The sequence below is a fragment of the Variovorax sp. 01N429 genome (assembly GCF_056399425.1).
In genome coordinates, this window is the sequence record NZ_JBFTRG010000015.1 from 128367 (window position 1) to 135313 (window position 6947).

8 protein-coding genes and 3 tRNA genes are annotated in these 6947 nt (G+C 62.4%); all 11 read left to right on the plus strand.

The features are described 5' to 3' along the window. Positions 1 to 92 precede the first annotated feature (92 nt). Complete coding sequence (gene trpE, locus AC1DSF_RS23410) at positions 93 to 1595, plus strand: anthranilate synthase component I (RefSeq protein ID WP_478128701.1); 1503 nt, start codon at positions 93 to 95, stop codon at positions 1593 to 1595. Then, positions 1592 to 1984, plus strand: a complete 393-nt coding sequence (locus AC1DSF_RS23415) for a GxxExxY protein (protein ID WP_478128702.1) — start codon at positions 1592 to 1594, stop codon at positions 1982 to 1984. The genes trpE and AC1DSF_RS23415 overlap by 4 nt, the downstream gene beginning before the upstream one ends. After that, on the plus strand, positions 1981 to 2565 hold the full coding sequence (locus AC1DSF_RS23420; RefSeq protein WP_478128703.1) for an aminodeoxychorismate/anthranilate synthase component II: 585 nt from the start codon (positions 1981 to 1983) through the stop codon (positions 2563 to 2565). Before AC1DSF_RS23415 ends, AC1DSF_RS23420 begins: the two co-directional genes overlap by 4 nt. A 3-nt stretch (positions 2566 to 2568) precedes the next feature. Beyond that, a complete protein-coding gene (gene ltaE, locus AC1DSF_RS23425; RefSeq protein WP_478128704.1) occupies positions 2569 to 3624 on the plus strand; it encodes a low-specificity L-threonine aldolase in 1056 nt (351 codons plus the stop codon). 44 nt (positions 3625 to 3668) lie between these two features. Beyond that, complete coding sequence (gene trpD / locus AC1DSF_RS23430) at positions 3669 to 4697, plus strand: anthranilate phosphoribosyltransferase (protein WP_478128705.1); 1029 nt, start codon at positions 3669 to 3671, stop codon at positions 4695 to 4697. A 14-nt stretch (positions 4698 to 4711) separates the two neighbouring features. Next, the gene (trpC, locus tag AC1DSF_RS23435) at positions 4712 to 5512 is read left to right on the plus strand and encodes an indole-3-glycerol phosphate synthase TrpC (RefSeq protein ID WP_478128706.1); all 801 of its coding nucleotides are present in this window, start codon (positions 4712 to 4714) and stop codon (positions 5510 to 5512) included. Further along, positions 5509 to 6207 carry a uracil-DNA glycosylase gene (locus tag AC1DSF_RS23440; RefSeq protein ID WP_478128707.1) on the plus strand — a complete coding sequence of 233 codons (699 nt, stop codon included), beginning with the start codon at positions 5509 to 5511 and terminating at the stop codon, positions 6205 to 6207. Before trpC ends, AC1DSF_RS23440 begins: the two co-directional genes overlap by 4 nt. Before the next feature lie 170 nt (positions 6208 to 6377). Beyond that, positions 6378 to 6463, plus strand: a tRNA-Tyr gene (locus tag AC1DSF_RS23445). Between the two features lie 107 nt (positions 6464 to 6570). Continuing rightward, positions 6571 to 6644, plus strand: a tRNA-Gly gene (locus AC1DSF_RS23450). A gap of 43 nt (positions 6645 to 6687) precedes the next feature. Further along, positions 6688 to 6762: transfer RNA gene (locus AC1DSF_RS23455), tRNA-Thr, on the plus strand. A gap of 75 nt (positions 6763 to 6837) precedes the next feature. Beyond that, the coding region (locus AC1DSF_RS23460) for a GTP-binding protein (RefSeq protein WP_435460540.1) at positions 6838 to 6947 on the plus strand (110 nt) is incomplete at its 3' end.

A 6947-nucleotide genomic window follows, 5' to 3' on the forward strand; every position in this document is an offset into this window, starting at 1 on the left:
GCGCCCGAGGCCCTCAGTCACCCTGAACCGGCCAGCCTTGAATGACCCCGCCAGCGACCACGTAGCGTCCGCTGGCCGACGGAGACCCCACCGTGATCACTGAACTCGAATTCAAAAGCCTCAGCGCGCAGGGCTACAACCGCATACCGCTGATGGTCGAGGCCTTTGCCGACCTCGAAACTCCGCTTTCCCTCTATCTGAAGCTCGCCTACACCAAGGACAGCGGCAAGCACAGCTTCCTGCTCGAATCGGTCGTCGGCGGCGAGCGCTTCGGTCGCTACAGCTTCATCGGATTGCCAGCCCGCACGCTCTTGCGGGCCAGCGGCTTCGGTGCTGATGCCGTGACCGAGGTCGTCACAGATGGCAAAGTCGTGGAAAAAGCCCACGGTAATCCGCTCGACTTCGTTGCGGCTTACCAACAGCGTTTCAAGGTTGCGCTGCGACCGGGGCTGCCCCGCTTCTGCGGCGGCTTGGCGGGGTACTTTGGCTATGACGCTGTGCGGCACATCGAGAAGAAGCTCGAAAAGACCTGCCCGCCCGACACCCTGAACTGCCCGGACATCCTCTTGCTGCAATGCGAGGAACTGGCGGTCATCGACAACCTCTCGGGCAAGCTCTATTTGATCGTCTACGCCGACCCCGCTCAGCCGGAGGCTTACGCCAACGCGAAGCGGCGCCTGCGCGAACTGCGCGAGCAGCTCAAATATTCGGTGAGCGCCCCACAGGTGCGACCGACGCAGGCACACCCTGCGCAGCGCAGTTTTGCCAAGGCCGACTATCTTGCAGCCGTCGAGCGGGCGAAGGAACTGATCGCCGCGGGCGATTTCATGCAGGTGCAGGTGGGCCAGCGCATCAGCAAGCGCTACACCGAGTCCCCGCTTTCGCTCTACCGCGCCTTGAGGTCGCTCAATCCGTCGCCCTACATGTATTACTACCACCTCGGTGACTTCCACGTGGTCGGCGCTTCGCCGGAGATCCTCGTGCGCCAGGAGCGCACCGGGGGCGGCGAGCAGAAGATCACCATTCGGCCGCTTGCTGGCACGCGTCCGCGCGGTGCGTCGCCGGAACTGGACAAGGCGGCCGAGGTCGAGCTCATCAACGATCCGAAAGAGCGCGCCGAGCACGTGATGCTGATCGATCTGGCGCGCAATGACATCGGCCGCATCGCAAAGATCGGCAGCGTCAAGGTCACAGAGGCATTCGCCGTCGAGCGCTACAGCCATGTGATGCACATCGTGAGCAACGTCGAAGGCACGCTGAAAGAGGGCATGACTGCGATCGATGTCCTGAAGGCCACCTTTCCGGCCGGCACGCTGACCGGTGCGCCCAAGGTTCACGCGATGGAGTTGATCGACCAGCTCGAGCCCACCAAGCGGGGCATTTACGGCGGCGCCTGCGGATACATCAGCTATGCCGGCGACATGGACGTTGCGATCGCCATTCGCACCGGCATCGTGAAGGACCAGATGCTGCACGTGCAGGCGGCGGCCGGCGTGGTTGCCGATTCGGTGCCCGAACTCGAATGGAAAGAGACCGAGGCGAAGGCTCGCGCCTTGCTCCGGGCAGCGGAACTCGTCGAGGAGGGGCTGGAATGAACGCCGCAGAAAACCAGACCGACGACTTTTCTCACGAGATCATCGGTGCCGCCGTCGAAGTGCAGCGGGTACTTGGCATCGGTTTGGACGAGGAGGTCTACGCAGCCGCTTTCGCCATCGAACTCGCCGAGCGCGAAATCGGATTCTTGCGTGACGTGCCGGTGTCGGCCAGCTACCGGGGCCGCTCGCTCGGCGAAGTCTGCCGGGCGGGCTTCGTGGTGGAGCAATCGACCGTGGTTGAGGTGAAGGCCGTGGATGCGCTCACCGACTTGCATCGAGCGCGGGCGCAAGCGGCAGTTCGCTTGTCGGGGCTCAAGCTGGGGCTCCTCATCAACTTCAACGTGTTTCCGGTTGTCAAGGGCGTCTACCGGATCGGAGCCAAGCCATGAAGCTTCTGATGATCGACAACTACGACAGCTTCACCTACAACCTGGTGCAGTACTTTGGTGAACTTGGCGCCGATGTCGAGGTGCATCGCAACGACGAGATCACGCTTGATGAGTTGCGTGAACGGATGGCCGGTGGCGTAGGGCGACTGGTGATTTCGCCGGGGCCGTGTTCGCCGACAGAAGCCGGCGTCTCAGTGGAAGCCATCCGCGAATTTGCCGGCCGGTTGCCCATCCTCGGTGTGTGCCTGGGTCATCAGGCAGTCGGTGCAGCCTTTGGCGGAAAGATCATCCGCGCACAACAACTGATGCACGGCAAGACAAGCGAGATCAGCACCACGGGCGAAGGCGTATTTGCCGGCTTGCCTGAGAAGTTCAGCGTCAACCGCTATCACTCGCTCGCCATCGAGCGAGCGACGTGCCCTGTTGACCTGGCGGTCACCGCATGGACATCCGACGGCGAAATCATGGGCGTGCGGCACACGGGCTTCGCGCATGATGTCCGGATCGAGGGCGTGCAGTTTCACCCTGAGTCGATTCTTACGGAGCACGGCCATGCGATGCTCAAAAACTTCCTGGATTGAGACATGACCACCTCCGAATCTCTCGTCGACCTGCGCAGCGACACAGTCACGCAGCCTACCGCCGCCATGCGAGAGGCCATGCTGGCCGCGCCCCTGGGCGACGACGTCTTTGCCGACGACCCCAGCGTCAATGCGCTCCAGGAGCAGATCGCCCGGATGCTTGGCTTCGAAGCGGCCCTGTTTGTGCCGACAGGCACGCAGAGCAATCTCTGCGCGATCCTTTCTCATTGCCAGCGCGGCGACGAGTACATCGTGGGTCAGCAAGCGCATTGCTACCGGTGGGAAGGCGGCGGGGCGGCAGTCTTCGGCAGCGTGCAACCGCAGCCGTTGAATCACCAGCCGGACGGCACGCTAGCGCTCGAGGACATCGAAGCCGCCATCAAGCCCGACGATGCGCATTTCGCGCGGACGCGGCTGCTGGCGCTGGAAAATACCCTCGGCGGCAAGCTGCTGCCCTTTGCCTATGTGGAGCAAGCGACGCAACTCGCCCGACGCAAGGGATTGAGCCGTCACCTCGACGGCGCCCGGCTCTTCAATGCGGCAACGGCGCAGGCTGCTCAGCAGGGAACTCAGGTGCGTGACGAAGCGCGGCGCATTGCGGGGTGTTTCGACAGCGTCTCGGTGTGTTTCAGCAAGGGGCTTGGGGCGCCGGTAGGGTCCGCACTCTGTGGATCTCGCGAATTCATCGCGCGTGCGCATCGCATTCGCAAGATGGCCGGCGGCGGCATGCGTCAGGCCGGCGTACTGGCCGCGGCTGCCTCCCATGCGCTGGAACACCACATCGATCGCCTTTCGCAGGATCATGCGCTGGCGATCCGCCTGGCGAATGGCCTTGCCGGAATCCCAGAGCTGAAAGTCGAGCCACCGCAGACCAACCTGGTCTTCGCCGATTTGCAGGGGGAGGCGCGCGATCGATCCGCAGAACTGCTGGCACATCTGAAGAAGAACCGCGTGCTCGCGACCGGGCTCTATCGGCTGCGCTTTGCGACGCACCTGGACGTCGATGCGCAGGGCATCGATCGCTCTCTTGAAGCGATCCGGAGCTTCTTTCGCGCCTGAGCTGCCGCAGCGACCCAATCCACTGAACCGAACGAGACATCCACATGCCCATCACTCCCCAGGAAGCGCTGCAACGAACCATCGAGCACCGGGAGGTGTTCCACGACGAGATGCTGCACATCGTGCGGCTCATCATGAGCGGCGAGTGTTCGCCCGTGATGATGGCGGCGCTCATCACCGGCCTGCGAGTCAAGAAGGAAACCATCGGCGAAATCACGGCAGCGGCGCAAGTCATGCGCGAAGTCGCGACGAAGGTGCCCGTGGCGGACACGACGCGCCTTGTCGATATCGTCGGCACCGGGGGCGACGGCTCGCACACCTTCAACATCTCCACTTGCTCGATGTTCATTGCGGCCGCTGCGGGCGCGAAGGTCAGCAAACACGGCGGCCGGAGCGTGAGCAGCAAGTCTGGCAGCGCCGATGTGCTCGAGTCGCTCGGCGTCAACATCAACCTGAAGCCCGATCAGATCGCCAAATGCATTGCCGAGGTGGGCATCGGATTCATGTTCGCGCCGAACCATCATCCGGCCATGAAGAACGTCGCGCCGGTGCGCAAGGAACTCGGAATCAAGACGATCTTCAACATCCTCGGTCCGCTGACCAACCCGGCGGGCGCGCCGAACATCCTCATGGGCGTGTTCCACCCCGATCTCGTCGGGATCCAGGTACGGGCGCTCCAGCGTCTGGGCGCCGAACACGCGCTGGTCGTTTATGGTCGCGACGGAATGGATGAAATCTCACTCGGGTCCGCAACCATGGTGGGCGAACTCAAGGGCGGCGAAGTTCGCGAATACGAGCTCCATCCGGAGGACTTCGGCTTCTCGATGTCGAGCAACCGCGCGCTGCGCGTCGAAACACCGGAGCAATCCAAAGCGATGCTTCTTGGCGTGCTGGAGAACCAGCCCGGACCAGCCCGAGACATCGTGCTGTTGAATGCAGGCGCGGCACTCTACGCGGCGAATGTCAGCGAGTCGATTGCAGCCGGCATCGAGCGTTCGCGCACCGCACTCGAATCCGGAGCAGCGAAGACCAAGCTGGCCGAACTCGTTGCCGCCACCGCGGCTGCAACCTGAGGAGGGCATCGGACATGTCGGACATTCTTGAGAAGATCATCGCCGTCAAGCACGAAGAACTCGTCGCGGCAAAGAAGCGTGCCCCGCTCGAAGCAGTGCGCTTCGACGCGGAAAGCCGCGTGTTGACACGCGACTTCACTGGTGCGCTGCGCGCGAAGATCGCCGCCGGCGCGGCCGCCGTGATTGCCGAGGTCAAGAAAGCCAGTCCAAGCAAGGGCGTCCTGCGAGCAGATTTCATCCCGGCGGACATCGCGCAAAGCTATGCCGAGGGAGACGGTAAGGTCAGTGCGGCTTGCCTGTCCGTGCTGACGGATCGGCAGTTCTTTCAAGGCGGCGTCGACTACCTGAAACAGGCGCGCGCATCGTGCGATCTGCCGGTGATCCGCAAGGATTTCATCGTCGATGCGTATCAGGTGTACGAATCGCGCGCGATGGGGGCCGACGCGATCCTCCTCATTGCCGCCTGTCTTGACGATGCCCAGATGCGTGATTTCGAGACGATCGCGGTCGCACTCGGCATGGCGGTATTGGTCGAAGTACATGACAGCACTGAGCTCGAACGCGCGCTGCGGCTCAAGACGCCGCTGATTGGTGTCAACAATCGCAACCTGCGCACTTTTGAGGTGTCGATTCAAACGACGATAGACCTTCGCGCGCAGGTGCCGCCCGATCGCCTGCTCGTGACGGAGTCCGGTATCGCGACCCGTGATGACGTCGCGAAGCTGAGAGCTGCCGGCGTCCACGCATTCCTGGTTGGAGAAGCCTTCATGCGTGCTGACGAACCAGGCGAGGCCCTCGCTGATCTTTTTCGATGAGCGCCGATCAACTCGCGACCTGTGACCCGGCTGACTGGCCTGTCGCGCCCGGGTGGCAGTCGTTGGTGAGCCAGTTCTTCGATTCGGCAGTGGGGCAAAAGCTGCTCGCTTACCTGCGTGAACGCCTGGAAGGGGGTGCCGTGATCTTCCCGCCGCGGCCATTGCGGGCGTTGGAGTTGACGCCGCCGAGCGATGTTCGGGTGGTGATCCTTGGCCAGGACCCTTATCACGGACGCGGCCAAGCCGAGGGGCTTGCCTTTTCAGTGGCTCCCGGCGTGGCATTGCCCCCGTCGTTGCGCAACATCTTCAAGGAGCTCGAACGGGATCTGGGCACGCCGCCGCCCAAGTTCCCTGACCCCGGGGGTAGCCTCGTGAAATGGGCGACTCACGGCGTCCTCTTGCTCAACACATGTCTGACGGTGGAAGAAGGCCGCCCGGCCAGCCATTCGGGGCGCGGTTGGGAAATCTTGACGGACGCCGTGATCCGGCATGTCGCGCAAGGAGAACGGTCCGTGGTCTTCATGCTCTGGGGCGCGCATGCGCAGAGCAAACGCACATTGATAGATACAGGTCGACACAAAGTATTGACGGCGAACCACCCATCGCCGCTCTCCGCCTTGCGTCCGCCGGTCCCCTTCATCGGCTGCGGTCACTTCGGCCAGGCGCGTGCGTGGAGGGAGGGGAACTGCGCCTGAGGGGGTCGGTAAGTACTTGATTTCATGCGAGAATCGCGGGCTCGGCGCAAAACACGCCGGTCCGAGCCAACCCGTTCCGGTTTGCCTGGCCGAAGGTGCGAGCGAGAGCATGATTTGCCAAGGCTGCGATCGACCGGCCAAGGTAACCGTGCTATATTCCGAGGTTCGCCGGAGAGGTGGCCGAGTGGTTAATGGCAGCAGACTGTAAATCTGCCCTCTTACGAGTACGCTGGTTCGAATCCAGCCCTCTCCACCAGCGAATTTGGATTTTGCAGAGCGCTTGAATGTGATGTGCAGAGCCGAAGCGAAAGCAAGGCTCTGTCCTAGCTGCGGCGCAGTCCGGTCTAGGGGCTGTGTCGTTGTGCGGGAGTAGTTCAATGGTAGAACCCTAGCCTTCCAAGCTAATGACGCGGGTTCGATTCCCGTCTCCCGCTCCAGCGTCTGCATTTGGTGCTTCTGTGGTTTGGTTTTATAGATATCGCCCATTTGGCTCAGTGGTAGAGCACTCCCTTGGTAAGGGAGAGGTCGCGGGTCCGATTCCCGCAATGGGCACCAGTTCTTGGGGTTGCAGCCTGGTGGCTGCAACCCCATGTCAGTGTGTTGATCTAGTTATTTTTCGGAGTCGAGAAAATGGCAAAAGGAAAATTCACCCGCACGAAGCCGCACGTGAACGTGGGCACGATTGGTCACGTTGACCATGGCAAGACGACTCTGACGGCGGCGATCGCGACGGTGCTGTC

Coding starts and splice junctions, on each gene's coding strand:
- trpD (WP_478128705.1), top strand. CDS start 3,669: ATGCCCATCACTCCCCAGGAAGCGCTGCAACGAACCATCGAGCACCGG.
- trpC (WP_478128706.1), top strand. CDS start 4,712: ATGTCGGACATTCTTGAGAAGATCATCGCCGTCAAGCACGAAGAACTC.
- ltaE (WP_478128704.1), top strand. CDS start 2,569: ATGACCACCTCCGAATCTCTCGTCGACCTGCGCAGCGACACAGTCACG.
- AC1DSF_RS23420 (WP_478128703.1), top strand. CDS start 1,981: ATGAAGCTTCTGATGATCGACAACTACGACAGCTTCACCTACAACCTG.
- AC1DSF_RS23415 (WP_478128702.1), top strand. CDS start 1,592: ATGAACGCCGCAGAAAACCAGACCGACGACTTTTCTCACGAGATCATC.
- AC1DSF_RS23440 (WP_478128707.1), top strand. CDS start 5,509: ATGAGCGCCGATCAACTCGCGACCTGTGACCCGGCTGACTGGCCTGTC.